The organism is Pseudonocardia nantongensis (genome assembly GCF_046546495.1).
GTDB lineage: Bacteria > Actinomycetota > Actinomycetes > Mycobacteriales > Pseudonocardiaceae > Pseudonocardia > Pseudonocardia nantongensis.
The window spans coordinates 18,758-35,943 of the sequence record NZ_JBKGXT010000023.1; the positions used below are offsets into that span (position 1 = coordinate 18,758).

The following is a 17,186-nucleotide window of genomic DNA, read 5'->3' on the forward strand; positions in this document are numbered from 1 at the left end:
ACCGCTGATCCCCGACGCCCCCGCCGGCCTCTCGCCGGCGGGGGCGTCGGCATGTGTGGCCGGACCGATGTGTAGTCGTACCGATGTGTAGCCGGTCGGACACGCGTGGTGATGCCCGGTACGACCGATCCCGGAGTGCTGGAGTCGGCGTGACCGGTGCCGTGGCTGCCCGTACTCTGGCCGCGTGGAACTGCTGTACAGCCTGGACTACTGGGTCGTGCTGGCCCTGAAGATCATTGCGATCCCGGTGGGTGGCTACGCGTTCCTGCACGCCCTGCGGCAGCGCGCCGACGCCTTCACCGCGGCCGGGAAGCTCACCAAGAACGCGTGGCTGGGGATCACCGGTGTCGCGTTGCTGCTGCTGGTCATCACCAGCGGCCCGATGTACGGCGGCGCCATGTTCTGGCTGGCCGCGACGGTCGCCACGCTGGTCTACATCGTCGACGTCAAGCCGGCGGTGGTGGAGGTCCAGGGCGGCGGTCCACGCTGGTGAGCTGGTCCGTCCTCGGGACGCTGAGCCCGGTCCCGGCACTGGAGCGCCCGGATCTGCTGGGCGACCCGGTCGCCGCCGCGCTGAAGGACCTCGGCCCGCGGGCCGAGGAGATCGGCGTCGCCGAGATCGATCCGGATCTGGCCGACACCGCGGCGTTCTGCGAGGCCTACGGGTCCCCGCTCGCGTTCGCGGCGAACTGCGTCGTCGTCGCCGGCAAGCGCGCCGGCGAGACCCGGTACGCCGCCTGCGTCGTGCTCGCGACGACCCGGGCCGACGTCAACGGCGTCGTGAAGCGGCGGCTCGACGTGCGCAAGGCGTCCTTCGCGCCGATGGACGACGCCGTCGCCCTGACCGGGATGGCCTACGGCGGCATCGCCCCGATCGGCCTGCCCGACGGATGGCCGCTCTGGATCGCGCCCGGCGTCGCCGCGGCGGACGCCGTCGTGATCGGCAGCGGGACCCGGGACGGCAAGCTCGCCGTCCCCGGTGCGCTGCTGGCGTCGCTGCCGGGGGCCGAGGTCGTGGAGGACCTCGCGCGCTGAGGCGGGTCGCTGAGCTGGGGGTGTTCGCCCGCAGCGGACAGCGGAAGCGGTGTAACGGTGTAAGTGTTGGCCGGTACATGAGTGACGTGCTGACGCTGCCGGTGCTGCCGCTGGACGATGCGGTGGTCCTTCCCGGCATGGTGACCCCGGTCCGGCTGGACGCGCCGGACATCCGTGCGGCCGTCGACGCCTCCGGCGCCGACGGCCCGGACTCGCAGCGGCGGGTGCTCGTCGTCCCCCGCCTCGACGGCAGGTACGCCGCGATCGGTGTGGTCGCGGTGCTGGAGCAGATCGGCCGGTTGCCCGACGGTGACCAGGCCGCGGTGCTGCGCGGCGAGCGCCGCGCCCGGATCGGATCCGGTGTCTCCGGGCCCGGGGCCGCGCTGTGGGTGGAGGCCGAGCCGGTCGACGAGAGCGAGCCGACCGGCCGCACCCACGAGCTGGCCAAGGAGTACAAGGCGCTGGTCGTCGGCATCCTGCAGCAGCGGGGTGCCTGGCAGATCATCGACTCGGTGCAGCAGACGACCGACCCCGGGCAGCTCGCCGACCTGGCCGGCTGGGCGTCCTGGCTGGACCTCGCGCACAAGGCCGAGCTGCTCGCCGAGACCGACGTGACCGCACGGCTGGAGAAGCTCCTGGCGTGGACCAAGGAGCACGTGGCCGAGCAGGAGGTCTCGGAGAAGATCTCGAACGACGTCCGCGAGGGCATGGAGCGCCAGCAGCGCGAGTTCCTGCTGCGCCAGCAGCTCGCCGCGATCCGCAAGGAGCTCGGCGAGGGGGACGGCGACGAGTCCGAGGACGACTACCGGACCAAGGTCGAGAACGCCGACCTCCCGGAGCACGTCCGCAAGGCCGCGCTGACCGAGGTCGGCAAGCTGGAGCGCTCGTCGGACCAGAGCCCGGAGGGCGGCTGGATCCGGACCTGGCTGGACACGATCCTGGACATCCCCTGGCACGAGACCACCGTCGACACCGACGACCTCGTCGAGGCCCGCCAGATCCTGGACGCCGACCACGCAGGCCTCGACGACGTCAAGGAACGGCTGACCGAGTTCCTGGCCGTCCGCTCGCGGCGCAACCGCAAGGGCCTGGACACGATCGGCGGCCGCGGCTCGGGTGCCGTGCTGTCGCTGGTCGGCCCGCCCGGCGTCGGCAAGACGTCGCTGGGGGAATCGGTCGCCCGCGCGCTGGGCCGCAACTTCGTGCGGGTCGCGCTCGGCGGCGTCCGGGACGAGGCCGAGATCCGCGGCCACCGGCGCACCTACGTCGGCGCGCTGCCCGGACGCATCGTCCGCGCGATCCGCGAGGCCGGATCGATGAACCCGGTGGTGCTGCTCGACGAGATCGACAAGGTCGGCTCCGATTTTCGAGGCGACCCGACCGCGGCGCTGCTGGAGGTGCTGGACCCGGCGCAGAACCACACGTTCCGCGACCACTACCTGGAGGTCGACCTCGACCTGTCGAACGTACTGTTCCTGGCGACCGCGAACGACGGTTCGGCGATCCCCGGTCCGCTGGCCGACCGGATGGAGGTCGTGACGCTCGACGGCTACACCGAGCCGGAGAAGGTCGCGATCGCCCGGGACCACCTGCTTCCGCGGCAGATCGCCAAGGCCGGGCTGGCGCCGTCGGACGTGGAGTTCACCGACGTCGCGTTGTCGATGATCGCGGCGGAGTACACCCGCGAGGCCGGGGTGCGGCAGCTCGAGCGCGGGCTGGCGAAGGTGCTGCGCAAGGTCGCGGTGCAGCTGGACGGCGCCGACGCCCCCGATGGCACGCACGCCCCCGACGGCTCCGACGGCACCGGTGGGTCCGACGGCGCCGGGCGGCCGGTGCACGTCGACGCCACCGCGCTGGTCACCTATCTCGGGCGGCCGAAGTTCACGCCGGAGACGGCGGAGCGGACGTCCGCCCCGGGCGTCGCCACCGGGCTGGCGGTCACCGGTGCCGGTGGGGACGTGCTGTTCATCGAGGCCACCGCGATGGACGGCGATCCGGGCCTGCAGATCACCGGGCAGCTGGGCGAGGTGATGACCGAGTCGGTCTCGATCGCCCTGTCCTACCTGCGCTCCAAGGGCCTGGCCGGGGATCTGGCGTCGCGCAAGCTGCACGTGCACGTCCCGGCCGGTGCGGTCCCGAAGGACGGGCCGAGCGCCGGCGTCACGATGACGACGGCGCTGGCCTCGCTCGCGTCCGGGCGTCCGGTGCGGTCGAGCGTCGGGATGACCGGTGAGGTCACCCTGCAGGGCAAGGTCCTTCCGATCGGCGGGGTGAAGCAGAAGCTGCTCGCGGCGCACCGGGCCGGGCTGACCGACGTGATCATCCCGAAGCGCAACGAGCCGGACCTGGACGAGGTGCCGGAGTCGGTCCGCGGCGAGCTGCGGGTGCACCCGGTCGCCGACGTCGCGGATGTCCTGGAGATCGCGCTGGAGCCGGCCGCGGAGCACGCCTCCGCGGCCTGACCCGCGCTCCGGCGTACCCGCGCCCGTGGCCGAATCCCGCCGAGATGCACGTCAACGGGAATTGTCGATCTCCACGGCCCGCTGACGTGCATCTCGGTGAGGAAGGCCGAGGGCACGGCGGACCTCGGCGACGATGCGGTCCGGTTGGTGCCGCATCTCGTGGGCGGTGTAGCGCAGGACCCGCCAGCCGGCGGCGACGAGCCGGGTGTGGCGTTGCGCGTCGGCGCGCGCCTTCTCCGGAGTCGCGAAATGGTCGTCACCGTCGTACTCGACGGCGAGCCGGTGCTCCGGCCAGACGAGGTCGAGCCAGACCGCGCGGCGCCGCTCGTCGTCGAGGACCGGGTGCTGCGGGATCGGGCGAGGCAGGCCGGCACGCACCAGGAGCAGGCGCAACCGGGTCTCCGGTGGCGACCCCGACCGGGCGTCGGCCCAGGTCAGGGCATCGAGGACGTTCCGCACGCCACGCAGTCCGACGTAGCGGACCGTGAAGTTCAGCAGCAGATCCGGTGCGAACGCGCCGCGGGCGAGCGCATCCACCGCGACGACGCCCTCGGTCGGCGAGAGCCATCGAGCCAGGTCGAAGGCGGTGCGCATCCGGCTGGTGACCCGGACGCCGTCCACCTCGGTGATCTCACCGGGGTGCAGGACGTCGCGCCGCACGATGACTCCCTGCCTGGACCGTGCTCCGGCGCGTCCGGCCGTCACGACGACCTCGGCCGGCGCGTGCCACGGCGCGCACGATCGATCCAGGAGCTCCGCGGCGGAGTAGCCGCAGAGCACGGCGTCCGGGCCGGCCCAGTGATGGGCGGCGAGCGAGCGGAGTCGCAGGTCGGTGCGTCGCCCGTCGACCCGGACGTAGGTGTCCGGAAGGACCCGCTCGTACTGTGGGCCGCGTAGCTGGTCGGGCGTCACCAGACCCGCGGCCACCGCTGCCGTTCCGCGGAACACCTCGGGCCATCCCGGAATCGTCACCGGTCGATGCTGCGTGTCCCGGGGCCCAGCGGACGGGAACATCCCACCCCCGCCCCGATCGCGAACCGTACGAGCCCGGACCACCCGCGGCGAGATGCGGCTCAGCGGGAATTGTCGATCTCCACGGCCCGCTGAGCTGCATCTCGGCGGGGTGAGGCGAGGCGCGGGGAGGGCGCAGCGGGAGAGGCGAGGTGCGGCGGCGGACCGGGCTATCGGAAGACGATCGTCCGGTTGCCCTCGATCAGGACCCGGTCCTCGAGGTGCCAGCGCAGGCCCCGGGCCAGCACGAGACGTTCGATGTCGCGGCCGCGCCGCACCATGTCGGCGGCGGCGTCGCCGTGGTCGACCCGGATGACGTCCTGTTCGATGATCGGGCCGGCGTCCAGGTCGGCGGTCGCGTAGTGGCAGGTCGCGCCGATCAGTTTCACCCCGCGCCGGTGGGCCTGGTGATACGGCCGTGCCCCGGCGAACGAGGGCAGGAAGCTGTGGTGGATGTTGATCGCCCGCCCGGCCCAGGCCTCGCACAGGTGCGCGGGCAGGATCTGCATGAACCGGGCCAGCACGATCGCGTCCGGCGCGTCGGCGTCGACGAGCTTCCGGATCTGCTCGAACGCGGTGACCTTGCCCTGCTCCCGGTGCGGGTCCCCGGGCGCGGGGAACGGCACGTGATGGAAGTCCACCCCGTGCGCGGTGACGATCTCCCCCAGCGAGGCGTGGTTGCCGATCACCTTGGTGATCTCCACGGGGAGCTCGCCGGTCCGCACCCGGCCGAGCAGGTCGTGCAGGCAGTGCTCGTCCCGGGTCGCCAGCAACACCGCGCGCTTGGGCTCGCCGGTGTCGGAGATCCGGTGCTCGCCGCCGAGCTCCGCGGCGACCGGGGCGAACCGCTCGCGCAGCTCTCCGGCGTCGCACGGGACGGACGCGGCGTCGACGACCTGGCGGGTGCAGAACACCCCCGCCTCGACGTCGGCGTGGTAGGCGGCCTCGGTGATGGAGGCACCCAGGTCGGCCAGGAACGCCGAGATCCGGGCGACGATGCCGGTGCGGTCCGGGCAGGACAGCGTGATGACGAAACGGCGGTCGGGCACGGCGGGCTACGTGATCCGCTTCAGGGTGAACTCGGTCTCGGCGGCCAGCAGCTTCTCGATCTGCCCGGCCATCGCCTCCTCGATCCGCGACCCGATGACCGGGACCTTCACCGCGATCTCGGCCTGGACGCGGACCTCGGAACCGGCGTCGGTGTCGGCGATCCGCATCACCGACCGCGCCGTGGCGGGCGTCCCGAGGACCTGGACCGAGCCGGTCCCGTCGTAGCCGCCGTCACCGGCGGGTTTCCACTCCTCGGTCCGGTCGATCCGCAGGTCGCCGCCGGGGATGAACGAGGTGACCATCGACGGCAGGTCGGCCGCGGGGATGCCGTGCCGCAGCGTGTACCGGACGCCGTCCCGAGTGGTCTCGTAGGAGGTCACGGCCGCGTCCGGACCGCCCATGTGCCGCATCTGCTCCTCCAGCAGCCCGCGGTCCACCATCGCCGCGTAGACCTTGTCGGCGGGGTGCGCGGAGGTGGCGCGGTAGTCGATCGAGCGCGGCATGGGCGAAGGCTACCGTTGACGGCGTGAGCTCTCCTGCCTCAGCGTCGACCCGGCCGACCACCGACCCCCGGTTGAGCGCGCACACCACGCTGCGGCTCGGCGGGCCGGCCGGCCGGCTCCTCCGCGCCGAGGGCGCGCGCGAGGTGGTCGACGCCGTCGGGTCCGCGGACGCGGCCGGGGAACCGGTACTGCTGGTCGGCGGTGGCTCCAACCTGGTCGTCGCCGACGCCGGGTTCGACGGCACGGCGGTCCTGCTGGCCGGGCGCGGGATGTCCCACGAGCGTCGGAACGACGACACGGTCGTGCTGACCGTCGATGCCGGCGAGGACTGGGACGACGTCGTCGCCGCGACCGTCGCCGAGGGCCTCGGCGGGCTGGAGTGCCTGTCCGGGATCCCCGGACGGACCGGCGCGACCCCGGTGCAGAACGTGGGCGCCTACGGCATCGAGGTCGCCGACCTGCTCGTCGACGTCGACCTCTACGACCGGCGCACCCGCACCGTCCGCGAGCACGTGCCGGCCGCACGGCTGGGGCTCGCCTACCGGACCAGCGTGCTCAAGGGCAACGATGACGCGATCGTGCTGCGGGTCCGGTTCGCGCTGCGCGCCGACGGCCGCTCCGCCCCGATCCGCTACGCCGAGCTGGCCCGCGCCCTCGGCGTCGAACCGGACACCCGGGTCGACCCGGCTGCCGCCCGCGCGGCGGTGCTCGGGCTGCGCCGCGGCAAGGGGATGGTGCTCGACGTCGCCGACCACGACACCTGGTCGGCCGGCTCGTTCTTCACCAACCCGATCCTGCCCGCCGCCGAGGCGCCCACCATCGAGGGGCTCGCCGCATGGCCCGCCGCCGAGGGCCGGGTCAAGCTCTCGGCCGCCGGGCTGATCCAGAACGCCGGTTTCGCCCGCGGGCACGCCGGCCCCGGCGGCCGGGTGTCGCTGTCCACCCGGCACGTGCTGGCGCTGACCCACCGCGGCGGCGGGACCACCGACGACCTGCTGGCCCTGGCCCGCGAGGTCCGGGACGGCGTCGCCGACCGCTTCGGCGTGACCCTGCACCCCGAACCCGTCCTGGTCGCCTGCACCCTGTGACCCCCGCCCCCTCTCCCGTTGTGGAGCAATGGCGCGGGGATGGGCTGCGATGTGGAGGCGTGCCGCGACGGGGGCGCACTCGCGTACGGTCGGTTACGCGACGCAAGCGATCTTCCGCGAGGGATGGGTGCGACGACTTCTGATCGTGGCGGTGGCCCTGGTCGCCGCCCTCGGCGTGGCGAGCGCGGTGGCGCTGACCGCGGCCGCCCAGGGAACGGGGCCGCTCGCGGCCCCGGCCGCTCCGCAGGTGAGCTACCAGCCCGCCGAGCGGAGCGCGGGCGGAGCGAGCACCGGCACGGCCCCGGCGTCGTCGGCGAACCCGGCGGAGCCGGTCTCGGTGCGCGCCGCGGGCGGCACCCTGGACGGGGTGGCGCTGACCGGCCCGGACGGCGAGACCGTCGACGGGGCGCTGTCCCCGGATCGCAGCACCTGGACCAGCACCGCGCCGCTGGACTACGCCACCACCTACACCTGGCACGGCCGCGCGCTCGGCGCCGACGGTGCCACGACGCCGGTCGCGGGCACGCTCGGCACGCTGAAGCCGGCGCACGAGGTGCGCGGCACCCTCAACATCGGCGACGGCCGCACGGTCGGCGTCGCCGCGCCGATCGAGATCCGGTTCGACCGGCACGTCGACGACCGGGCCGCCGTCGAGCGGGCACTGAAGGTCACCACCTCGACGCCGGTCGAGGGCTCCTGGGGCTGGCTGCCCGACGACAACGGCGGCTCCCGGGTGCACTGGCGGCCGAAGGAGTACTGGCCCGCCGGCACCCACGTCCGGGTCGACGCCCCGCTGCTCGGCGTCGGTTACGGCGGCGGGAACTACGGTGCGGAGAACCTCTCCACGTCGTTCGACATCGGCCGCGCGCAGGTCGTGAAGGCCGACACCCGCTCGTTCCGGATGGTCGTGGAGCGCGACGGCAGGCAGGTCGCGAGCTACCCGGCCAGCTACGGCCTGGCCGCGGACCCGGACCGCAACACCCGCTCGGGCACCCACGTCGTCACCGAGAAGTTCACCGACAAGCGGATGGTCTCGCCGCAGTACGGCTACGACCTCGTCGAGAAGTGGGCGGTGCGGATGAGCAACAACGGCGAGTTCATCCATGCCAACCCGGCCTCGGCGTCCGCGCAGGGCGCGTCGAACGTGACGCACGGCTGCGTGAACCTCTCGCCCGCCGACGCGAAGGCCTACTACGACAGCGCCCGCTACGGCGATCCGGTCGAGGTCACCGGCACGCCGGTCCGGCTGAGCCCGAAGGACGGTGACATCTCGGACTGGACGCTGTCCTGGGACCGCTGGCAGCAGCTGTCCGCCCTCTGACCGAGGCGCGGGGGTCGCGCTCCGGCCGAACGGGTACGAACGGGGCATGACCGGCCCGCAGAACCCCGAGGTCCCCGACGAGCGCGCGCCGACCCGCGCGAACCCGCTGCCCGAGGAGCAGGGCACCGGCGGCCCGGAGGAGTCCGGCGCCGAGGAGATCCTGCGTGAGTCCGAGGAACGGATCGCGGGGTCGCTGGAGGGCATCGAGCCGGCTGACGACGCCGAGCAGCGCCGCCGGTCCGAGGAGACCCTGTAGGCCGGTAGCTCTCTGGCCGGTTACTCGCGGTGTGCCCGGGTCCCGGACGCCTGGGCGCGCGGCTTGAGCACGATCTGGTCCAGGTTCACGTGCGGCGGCCGGGTCGCGGCGAACGCGATGGTCTCCGCGACGTCGCCGGCGCTCAGCGGCGTGATGCCCTGGTAGACCTTCGCCGCACGCTCGGTGTCGCCGGAGAAGCGCACCTCGGAGAACTCGGTCTCGACCATGCCCGGGCAGATCTCGGTGACCCGGATCGGCTCGCCCAGCAGCTCGCCGCGCAGCGTGCGGTGCGCCATCGCCTGGGCGTGCTTGGCGCCGGTGTAGCCGGCGCCCTTGTCGTAGAAGTCCAGCGCGGCGATCGAGGTCACGGTGATCACGTGCCCGTCGCCGGACGCGCGCAGCTTGGGCAGGAACGCCTGGGTCAGCCGCAGCGTGCCCAGGACGTTGGTCTCCCACATCCAGCGCCAGTGCTCCTCGTCGGCCTCCTCGACCGTCGCCAGGCCCTTGGCCCCGCCGGCGTTGTTGACCAGGAGCTTCGCGTCCGGCACGGCCTCGCCGAACGCCCGGACGGAGTCCGCGTCGGTGACGTCGAGCGGCATCGCGGTGCCGTCGATCTCCTTCGCGATCTCCGCGCAGCGCTCCACCCGGCGGGCCCCGAGCACGACGTGGAAGCCTGCGGCACCCAGCGCGCGGGCGGTGGCGGCGCCGATCCCGGAGGAGGCGCCGGTGACGACGGCGGTCGGACGGTCGTTCACGGTCATGCCCGCGAGCCTAGTTGCCCCGGACCGGCCCGGCCGCCCGTGCGGAGGCCCGCCCGGCCGTCGCGCAGCGGCGCCCCCGGCGGCCCCGGCGGTGCTCTCAGCGACGTTCGATGCCCCGCTGGGCGGAGCGGTCCCCGCGTCGGGCCGCGGCCCGCTGGGCCAGGAACACCACCAGGCCGAACGCGCCGACGCCGAGCCCGGCCACGCACGTCCAGAGAAGCTCCCGGGGGCCGCCGAGCAGCAGCACGACGCCGGCGGCGACCAGCCACAGCACCATCCCGCCGCCGATCACCGGCAGCGAGTCGTAGAGCCGCCGGGGCAGCGGTGGCGGGTTGGGGGGTGTCACGGATCGTCAGCCTAAGGGGTACCGCCACGCGGTTACGGACCGTTGCGCCGCGTCTAGGGTGTCGGCCGTGATCGAGCGTCTGTTCCGCGTCTCCGAACGCGGCTCCACCGTCCCCCGGGAGCTGCGCGGGGGCCTGGTCACGTTCATGGCGATGGCCTACATCATCGTGCTGAACCCGCTGATCCTCGGCAGCGTGACGCCGGGCGATCCGTCGGCGAAGGCCGACGCGCTCGGCGGCATCCTGCCGGTGGCCCAGGTCGCGGCGGTGACGGCGCTGGTCGCGGGCGTGATGACGATCCTGTTCGGGCTCGTCGCGAACTACCCCTTCGCGATCGCCACCGGCCTGGGCATCAACACCCTGCTGGCCGTGACGATCGCGCCGATGATGACCTGGCCGGAGGCGATGGGCCTGGTCGTGATCGACGGTCTGATCATCGTCGTGCTGGCGGTCACCGGGTTCCGGACGGCGGTGTTCAACGCCGTGCCGCCCGAGCTGAAGACGGCGATCGCAGTCGGCATCGGCGCGTTCATCGCGATGATCGGGCTGGTCGACTCCGGGTTCGTGCGCCGGCTGCCGGACGCCGCGAACACCACCGTCCCGGTCGGGCTCGGCATCGACGGCTCGATCGCCTCCTGGCCGACGTTCGTGTTCGTGCTCGGCCTGGTGATCGTCGGGATCCTGGTGGCCCGCGGGGTGCGGGCCGGGATGCTGATCGGCATCGTGGTCACGACGATCATCGCGATCGTCGTGGAGGCGATCGCCGGGGTCGGCCCGTCCGCGCCGGACCGCCCGGAGGGCTGGTCGCTGGCGGTGCCGACGCTGCCGGACCAGGTGGTCGGCCTGCCCGACCTGTCGCTGGTCGGGCAGGTGTCGTTCGGGGCGTTCGCCCGGCTGGACATCATCACCGTCGTCCTGCTGATCTTCACGCTGGTCCTGGCGAACTTCTTCGACGCGATGGGCTCGCTGACCGGCCTGGGCCGGCAGGCCGGGCTCACCGACTCGCAGGACAAGCTGCCGGACGTCGGCAAGGCGCTCGTGGTCGAGGGCACGGGTGCGGTCGCCGGCGGGCTGGGCTCGTCGTCGTCGAACACGCTGTTCGTGGAGTCCGCGGCCGGGATCGCCGAGGGGGCCCGCACCGGGCTGGCGAACGTGCTGACCGGCGTGCTGTTCCTGCTGGCCATGTTCTTCACGCCGCTGTACTCGATCGTGCCGGTGGAGGCTGCGGCCCCGGCGCTGGTCGTGGTCGGGGCGTTGATGTTCCGGCAGATCACCACGATCGAGCTGGACGACCTGCGGACCGCGATCCCGGTTTTCCTGACGGTGACCGTCATGCCGTTCACGTACTCGATCGCCAACGGCATCGGGGCCGGGTTCGTCAGCTACGTCGCGCTGTCCGCCGCCACCGGCCGGGCCAGGCAGGTGCACCCGCTGATGTGGGTCGTCGCGGTGCTGTTCGTGGGTTACTTCGCGGTGGGGCCGATCCGTGCGCTGCTGGGATAGAAGTTCTCGGCGGAAGCTCTTGCGAGAGTAGGCAAGCCTAGGCTAACTTCTACGCGTCGCTTCGTGGTGGGAGCGGCGCGTCAGTTCGGGACAGGAGAGAGCCCCGGCCCCACAGGGCCGGGGCTCTCTTCTTTCCCCAGATCCCCACCCCCGCCGCCGAGCAGAGGTGGGACGTCGGTCAGGGCGCGTAGATCCGCACCCAGTCGACCTGGAAGTCCAGCGTGTCCGGCGTGCGCTCGTCGCGGGCCGGGATCCAGTCGTCGCCGTAGGGGCCGATGTCCTGCTGCATCGCCAGGTGCATCGGGCGCGGCGGGATCTGGTCCGGGTCGGTGGTCCGGAAGACCTCCTGGCCGTCGATGTAGAACACCACCCGGCCGGGCAGCCACTCGACGGCGTAGTTGTGCCACTGCGTGAAGTCGCCGGCGATGCTCTTCCCGACCTGGCTGTTGTCCTCGCCGTAGTGGACGATCGTGTGTGTCTCGGAACGGTCGCCCTTCGGGATCTCCATGAAGTTGAGCTCGCCGCCCTCGGGCCAGTCCTCGGCGTCCGGCCAGAGCAGCGCGACGTCGCCGTAGCCCCAGCCCGGGTTCGTCTTCGCCCGGATCTCCCAGCGGCCGTACTGCTGGCCGTCCCGCCAGGCGAGGCCGGCCGAGGTGAGCCCGCGGCTGGTCAGGACGAGCTGCCCGTCCCGGACCGAGATGTTCTCGGCGCGGTGCCGGCCGACGCCGCCGGTGGTCTCGCCGGTGTACGGGCTCCACTTCGAGCGGTCCAGCCCGGCACCGTCGAACTCGTCCTTCGCGGTGAGCTGCCAGCCGTTGCGGACCGCGGCCTCCGAGTCGGAGCGGGCCGCCGGATCCAGCGCTCCGACCTGGTCGGGCCGCTCCTGGTCGTGCATCCCGCCGGGTGCCGGTCCCTCGGCCGACGGGGCGGGTGCGGGACGGTCGTCCGTGCCGGAGCCGGAGCCGGAGCCGAACAGTTCGACGTTCGCCGCCACCCCGACCACCGCGACCAGCAACCCGCCGGCCACGAACGCGCCGAGCAGGCTCGGCCAGCGACGCCGGCGTGGCTCGGGATCGGCGTCGGAGGCGTCCAGCTCACGGGTCCGGCCCGGGGCCTCCTGGTGCACGCGAGCTCCTCTGTCGTCGGTCGATCGCGCTGTCGTCGGTCGATCGCGCGACACGCTATGGCCGGCTGCCTGTGGGCACGCTGAGAGGCGTCCCGGTCAGCCCGGGCCCGGGCCGCCGTCGACGGCGTACTGCCGGACCCAGTCGACCTGCATCTGCGACTCCTGCACCGAACCGCCCTTCGGGAACCAGTCCAGCTGGATGCACAGGTGCATCGGGCCGGGCGGGAGGATCGAGGTGTCGGTGGTCTCGAACCACTGCTCCCCGTCGACGAAGGCGGCGATCCGCTCGGGCGTCCACTCGACGGCCCAGTTGTGCCACTGGGTGCCGTCGATCTCGACCTCGCCGTCGATCTGCGAATTGTCCGCGCCGTAGTGCAGGAACATGTTCGTGCGCTGCCGGGACGGGTCCATCATCTCCATGAAGTCGACCTCGCCGCCCTCCGGGAAGTTCTCGGCCGTCGGCCAGAGCAGCAGCAACGCGTTGTACGACGGGTCGGACGCCGGTGCGCGCACCCGCCCCTCCCAGCGGCCGTACTGCCGGCTGCCCTCGGTCCACGCCATCCCGGCGGTGTTGCCCTCGGCGTCGCCGGTGATCGTGAGGACGCCGTCGGACACGCTCACCGCGTCCGGCGTACGACGACCGTTGCCGGCGTGGCCGGGGCCGTCGTAGATGGACCAGCCGGACGTCCCGTCCGTGAAGTCGTCGGTGCGGACCGGCTCGCCCCAGCCGTACGTCTCCGCCGCCGTCACGCCGCTCACCGTGCTGTCTCCCGTCGTGTCATCCCCCGATGGTGCCGGGCGGGTCATCTCGCCCGCGCCGGAGTCGGTCGTCCCGGACCCGCTGGTGTCCTGCTCCCCGGCGCGCGTACCGCCGTCCAGCGACAGCGGCGGGCGATCGCGGCCGGCGGGCGCCTCGAGCTGCGTCGATCCGGTGCCGGGCGGGGGAGCCGCCTGCGGTGCCGGCTCGACCGGTCGTCCGGCCGGGCCCAGCGTCAGGACGACGACGGTGACCCCGCCGGCGATCAGCTTCCCGATCAGTTCCTCGAGCTCGCCGGTGTTCATCGCCCACCTCTGCCGGGTCGGTCGCCCACGCCGGGCGTGTCGGGGGTGACGGGGGCGTCGGCGGCCACCCGCCACCGCCCGCCGGGATCGCGGTGCAGCACCACCCGGGTGCGCCACCGCTCGGTACGCGGCGCCGCGCCCGGCCGTGCGGTCACCGTGTGGACCGCGGCCAGGTACGCCAGCCGGCCGCGGTCCGGATCGGTGCCGGCCGGGACGAGCCCGTCGACCACCGCGACCCGCCGGGCACCGGGTCCGGGCGGGTCCAGCACCGGCGTCCCGACGGCCGCCGGGCTGCCCGGTTCGGCCAGCACGACGGCGTCCCGCCGGGTGCGGCCCGCGTCGTCGGGCCCGGCCGCGTGCGCGGCGACCAGGTAGGCACGGGCGACGGCCTCCGGAGCCGCCGGCAGCAGCGCCGGGGCCGTCGGGTCGGGCCCGCGTCCGAGGTCCGGGCCACCGAGCGCGGCACGGTCGCGGGCGGTCAGTACCGATGCCGACGGGCCGGCCGGCGCGAGCACCGGGACGAGCAGCGCGACCGGCAGTGCCAGCGCGACGAGCAGGCCGAGCAGCACGGGCAGCACGGGCAGCCGTCGGTTCATCGGGTCACTCCGCGAAGCTCACGTGGATGTGGTCGTAGTGCCCGCCGGTCGCGTCGGAGACGTCGTAGACCCCACCGCCGGTGTAGCGCCGGCCCCAGCCGGAGCCGTCGGCGCGGACCGAGGGGTCCCAGTAGCGGCCCTGCCAGATCAGGTACTCGACCCTGAGCGGCTCCGCGTTGGCCTGGAACCACCGGGCGACCCGCCAGCCGTTGTCCAGCGCGGCGCCCTCCGGGAAGGCGCCCGGCGCACCGGGGAACAGGTCGCACGCACGTCCCCGCGGATGGTGCGAGCGCGGGTTCTGGGCGTGCTCGTCCCAGCAGCCGACGCTCTTGATCACCGGGCCGTCCCGCGCCGGGCCGAACACCGCCTCGGCGGCCGTCAGCCCGTGGTGGGCGGCGCCGGTGAGGCAGCCGCCGGAGCGGGCCGGATCCGGCTGCCCGCAGGCCGTCGCTCCGCCGGTCCAGGCCGGTGCCGGTGCGGAGGCGGACACCCGACCGGGTGCCGGCGGCGCGGCGGGGCGGGCGGCCGCGGCGCCGCGTGCCGCGCCCGGCCGGTCGTCCGCGGGTGGGGTGCCGGTCGAGTAGGCGCGGACCAGGTCGTGCACGGCGTCGAGGTAGCGGCGGACGGCCGCGCTGCAGTCCGCGGCGCAGCCCGCCTCGCCGGGTTCCGGGACGCCGGCCGCCGCGCCGGTCACCCGCCGGCAGCCGGCGACGTGACAGACCAGCATGGCGTCGAGCACCGGGACGGGCTTCGGCCGCGTCGCCAGGTGGCCGGCCGCGGCGCGCAGGGTGGCGCACAACCACGGCAGGACGGTCCGCAGGTGTGCGTCCGGGTCGGTGAGCGCCGGATCCGGCCAGGCCGCTCCGCCGGCGGCGACCCAGGTCCGCTCGGAGACCTGCAGCAGCCCGGCCGCCGCTCCGGTGCGCAGCCCCGGGTCCCAGCCGGACTCGGCCTGTACCTGCGCGACGACCCACACCGGAGGCAGCTCCGGGCAGCTCTCGGTCGTCAGCCGGGTGACCAGCTCCAGGTGCGGGCGCGCGGCCTCGGGAACCCTCGCCGCGTCCATCCCGGACGGGGCGGGATCGGCCGCCGGGGCGGCCGCGGCGGGTGCGGGAGTCGCCACCAGCAGCCCGAGAGCGGTGACCGGCAGGAGCAGCCTGCCGAGCAGCGACGCGGCCACGGCTCAGCACGGCGTTCCGGCCGGCCACGGCCCGTCCGGAGCGGTCAGGCGCGGCGGGAGACCCGTCCGGACGCCGCGGATCGGGCGCAGTGGCCCGGCGCCCGCGGGCGCGAGCGGACGGGTCAGCCGGCCGCCGCCGGTGAGTGCGGCGACGATCCGGTCGAGGGCCTCGGCGTAGCGGCGCAGCGCTGCGGGGTCGCCGGTGCGCGGTTCGCCGGAACGGCCGCCGAGCACGGTGGCAGCGTCCGCCCACGGATCGGCGGAGCGTGCCCAGCCGGGGACCGCGGGCAGCGCGACGACCGCGGCCCAGCCGGGACCGGCCGCCGCGGCGTCGATCCCGTCCGGGTCGGCCGAGCCGGGATGCAGCGCGAGGACCGGAGCACCCGCAGCCGGTCGTGGTGCGACCCGCGCGGCGCGGGCGAGACCGGAGACGGTGTCCCGGCAGAGCAGGACGTCCGGCAGCAGGTCGGTGCCGGTGACGACGCCGGCGTCGCGCGCCCGCAGCGCGCGAGCGACCGTGCTGGTCCCGACCCCGCCTGCCAGCCCGCCGACGACCGGGATCCGCGGCGCGGTCACGACGGCCGCCGGCGGGTCGCGAGGTCACGCGGGGAGGGTGGCGCCGGATCCGCCCCGGACGCCGGACCGGCGTCGACGACGAGCCGATCGCCGTCCCGGGCGACGCTCACCTGCACCCGCATCCAGCGGGCGGCCAGCCCGCGCCAGCCGCGGGCCGACACTGCCGGGGCCGCCGCGGGTGTGCCGAGCGCCTGCTCGGGTGCGGGTTCCGGGACCCCGGCCCCGCGGGCGTCGACCCGGCGGTAGGGGACGACCCGGACCCGCACGTCGACGAGCACCCGCCCGTCGGCGCCGGGCCGGACCCGGCCGGGCAGTACCAGGTCGGCCCGCTGGCGTCCGGTGCCGGTCCACCCGAGCAGACCCGCGGCCGCGGCCTCGGACAGGTGCTCGGTCAGGGCGTGCCCGCGGCGGCCGGGGTCGTCCTCGTCCCAGGACAGCAGGTCGGCGGCGAAGGACCCGGCCAGCGACGCCGCGTCCGCGACGTCGATCTCTGCGACGTCGATCTCCGGGGCCGGTTCCGGTACGCCGCCGGCGGTGGGTGCCGGCTCGACCGCGGGGACGGCCGCCGGCTCGACGGCCACCGGCTCGACGGCCACCGGCTCGGCCGCGGGGCGGGGCACCGGCTCGACGGCGGGGACGGGCGCCGGCTCGACGGCGGGACGCGGTCGCTCGGCGGGCGGTCCGGCGGCGAGCACCGGACCCGGCCCGGCCGGCGCCCACGCGGCCCAGGCCGCGGCGACGTCGTCCGGGGCGGGCGGGACGGTCGTCGGCGGCACCGGCGGGAACCCGAACGGGTCGGTGACCGGCTCCGGGTCGGCCTGCGGCTCGACCGGCGGCCGTCGCGGGGTCCACGGCACCGGCCGGGCCGCCGCGGTCGCCGGACCGGGGTCAGGACCGGCGACCGGCCGGGCGGGGCCGGGACCGCCCGTGCCGGTCCACCCCGGTGCGGTCCCGGCCGTCACCGGCGGCGCGGCGGGCGGATCGTCCAGCCAGGGGTCGGGCCCGGCGTCCGGCGTGCGGTCGACCCGGGCGGTGCGGCCGAACAGGCGGAACGGGGACACGGACGCGATGCCCGTCATCGCCGGGAGCCGGGGGCGCCGGCGCGGGCCGCGAGCCACCGTCGCTCGTCCCGCCGGCGATGCTCTGGATGGTGTGCGGACATGGCCCTCCGTCCCTGCGGCGCCGGCGCCCCGGATCGGGGGCGGCGCGGGAAGGGACGGTAGGAACGGCCGGGTGCCCACCGGGCCGCGTCGGCGGGGACGCTTCGCGATGGCGAAGCCGGTGGGGCGGCCCGTCCGGGGCCTGCCGGGCC

The 17,186-nt window shown here is 74.7% G+C and carries 18 protein-coding genes; 7 read left to right on the plus strand and 11 right to left on the minus strand.

Annotated features, from left to right (window positions below):
* Window positions 1-184: 184 nt before the first annotated feature.
* From ACLFMI_RS21965 to lon, 3 genes are all read left to right on the plus strand, one after another.
* Entirely contained in the window at window positions 185-493 is a 309-nt protein-coding gene (locus ACLFMI_RS21965) for a DUF2516 family protein (protein ID WP_410949819.1), read from the plus strand.
* On the plus strand, window positions 487-1,035 hold the full coding sequence (locus tag ACLFMI_RS21970; protein WP_410949890.1) for a YbaK/EbsC family protein: 549 nt from the start codon (window positions 487-489) through the stop codon (window positions 1,033-1,035). Before ACLFMI_RS21965 ends, ACLFMI_RS21970 begins: the two co-directional genes overlap by 7 nt.
* A 77-nt stretch (window positions 1,036-1,112) precedes the next feature.
* Window positions 1,113-3,497, plus strand: a complete 2,385-nt coding sequence (lon, locus tag ACLFMI_RS21975; protein ID WP_410949820.1) for an endopeptidase La — start codon at window positions 1,113-1,115, stop codon at window positions 3,495-3,497.
* A 51-nt stretch (window positions 3,498-3,548) separates the two neighbouring features.
* On the opposite strand, the gene ACLFMI_RS21980 is transcribed toward lon, so the two are convergent.
* The 3 genes from ACLFMI_RS21980 to ACLFMI_RS21990 all read right to left on the minus strand — a co-directional run bounded on the left by ACLFMI_RS21980 (window position 3,549) and on the right by ACLFMI_RS21990 (window position 6,061).
* Window positions 3,549-4,469 (minus strand): DUF559 domain-containing protein, encoded by a 921-nt coding sequence (locus ACLFMI_RS21980; RefSeq protein ID WP_410949821.1) that lies wholly within the window; start codon window positions 4,467-4,469, stop codon window positions 3,549-3,551.
* 209 nt (window positions 4,470-4,678) lie between these two features.
* Window positions 4,679-5,557 carry a formyltetrahydrofolate deformylase gene (gene purU, locus ACLFMI_RS21985; RefSeq protein ID WP_410949822.1) on the minus strand — a complete coding sequence of 293 codons (879 nt, stop codon included), beginning with the start codon at window positions 5,555-5,557 and terminating at the stop codon, window positions 4,679-4,681.
* Between the two features lie 6 nt (window positions 5,558-5,563).
* A complete protein-coding gene (locus ACLFMI_RS21990; RefSeq protein ID WP_410949823.1) occupies window positions 5,564-6,061 on the minus strand; it encodes a DUF2505 domain-containing protein in 498 nt (165 codons plus the stop codon).
* Window positions 6,062-6,084: 23 nt separating this feature from the next.
* Here ACLFMI_RS21990 and ACLFMI_RS21995 point away from each other — a divergent pair, with 23 nt between their 5' ends.
* The 3 genes from ACLFMI_RS21995 to ACLFMI_RS22005 all read left to right on the plus strand — a co-directional run bounded on the left by ACLFMI_RS21995 (window position 6,085) and on the right by ACLFMI_RS22005 (window position 8,726).
* Window positions 6,085-7,149, plus strand: coding sequence for a UDP-N-acetylmuramate dehydrogenase (locus ACLFMI_RS21995; protein WP_410949824.1), 1,065 nt, complete (start codon window positions 6,085-6,087; stop codon window positions 7,147-7,149).
* A 127-nt stretch (window positions 7,150-7,276) separates the two neighbouring features.
* Window positions 7,277-8,470, plus strand: coding sequence for a L,D-transpeptidase (locus tag ACLFMI_RS22000; RefSeq protein ID WP_410949825.1), 1,194 nt, complete (start codon window positions 7,277-7,279; stop codon window positions 8,468-8,470).
* A 46-nt stretch (window positions 8,471-8,516) separates the two neighbouring features.
* Window positions 8,517-8,726: a hypothetical protein gene (locus ACLFMI_RS22005; RefSeq protein WP_410949826.1), complete on the plus strand. Its 210-nt coding sequence runs from the start codon at window positions 8,517-8,519 to the stop codon at window positions 8,724-8,726.
* A gap of 20 nt (window positions 8,727-8,746) precedes the next feature.
* Here ACLFMI_RS22005 and ACLFMI_RS22010 read toward each other — a convergent pair whose 3' ends face one another.
* Both ACLFMI_RS22010 and ACLFMI_RS22015 read right to left on the minus strand, forming a co-directional pair.
* Window positions 8,747-9,487, minus strand: coding sequence for an SDR family NAD(P)-dependent oxidoreductase (locus ACLFMI_RS22010; RefSeq protein ID WP_410949827.1), 741 nt, complete (start codon window positions 9,485-9,487; stop codon window positions 8,747-8,749).
* Between the two features lie 97 nt (window positions 9,488-9,584).
* On the minus strand, window positions 9,585-9,833 hold the full coding sequence (locus ACLFMI_RS22015; RefSeq protein ID WP_410949828.1) for a DUF2530 domain-containing protein: 249 nt from the start codon (window positions 9,831-9,833) through the stop codon (window positions 9,585-9,587).
* A gap of 67 nt (window positions 9,834-9,900) precedes the next feature.
* Between ACLFMI_RS22015 and ACLFMI_RS22020 the strand changes: the two genes are divergently transcribed.
* Complete coding sequence (locus ACLFMI_RS22020; protein ID WP_410949829.1) at window positions 9,901-11,334, plus strand: NCS2 family permease; 1,434 nt, start codon at window positions 9,901-9,903, stop codon at window positions 11,332-11,334.
* A gap of 178 nt (window positions 11,335-11,512) precedes the next feature.
* Here the strand turns inward: ACLFMI_RS22020 and ACLFMI_RS22025 are convergent, their stop codons facing one another.
* The 6 genes from ACLFMI_RS22025 to ACLFMI_RS22050 all read right to left on the minus strand — a co-directional run bounded on the left by ACLFMI_RS22025 (window position 11,513) and on the right by ACLFMI_RS22050 (window position 16,953).
* A complete protein-coding gene (locus ACLFMI_RS22025; protein WP_410949830.1) occupies window positions 11,513-12,460 on the minus strand; it encodes a glycoside hydrolase family 16 protein in 948 nt (315 codons plus the stop codon).
* A gap of 96 nt (window positions 12,461-12,556) precedes the next feature.
* Entirely contained in the window at window positions 12,557-13,522 is a 966-nt protein-coding gene (locus ACLFMI_RS22030; protein WP_410949831.1) for a glycoside hydrolase family 16 protein, read from the minus strand.
* Window positions 13,519-14,118: a hypothetical protein gene (locus tag ACLFMI_RS22035; protein ID WP_410949832.1), complete on the minus strand. Its 600-nt coding sequence runs from the start codon at window positions 14,116-14,118 to the stop codon at window positions 13,519-13,521. Before ACLFMI_RS22035 ends, ACLFMI_RS22030 begins: the two co-directional genes overlap by 4 nt.
* A 4-nt stretch (window positions 14,119-14,122) precedes the next feature.
* Window positions 14,123-15,298: a lysozyme family protein gene (locus ACLFMI_RS22040; RefSeq protein ID WP_410949833.1), complete on the minus strand. Its 1,176-nt coding sequence runs from the start codon at window positions 15,296-15,298 to the stop codon at window positions 14,123-14,125.
* Window positions 15,299-15,301: 3 nt separating this feature from the next.
* The gene (locus tag ACLFMI_RS22045) at window positions 15,302-15,874 is read right to left on the minus strand and encodes a hypothetical protein (protein ID WP_410949834.1); all 573 of its coding nucleotides are present in this window, start codon (window positions 15,872-15,874) and stop codon (window positions 15,302-15,304) included.
* Window positions 15,871-16,953, minus strand: coding sequence for a hypothetical protein (locus ACLFMI_RS22050; protein ID WP_410949835.1), 1,083 nt, complete (start codon window positions 16,951-16,953; stop codon window positions 15,871-15,873). Before ACLFMI_RS22050 ends, ACLFMI_RS22045 begins: the two co-directional genes overlap by 4 nt.
* Window positions 16,954-17,186: the final 233 nt, after the last annotated feature.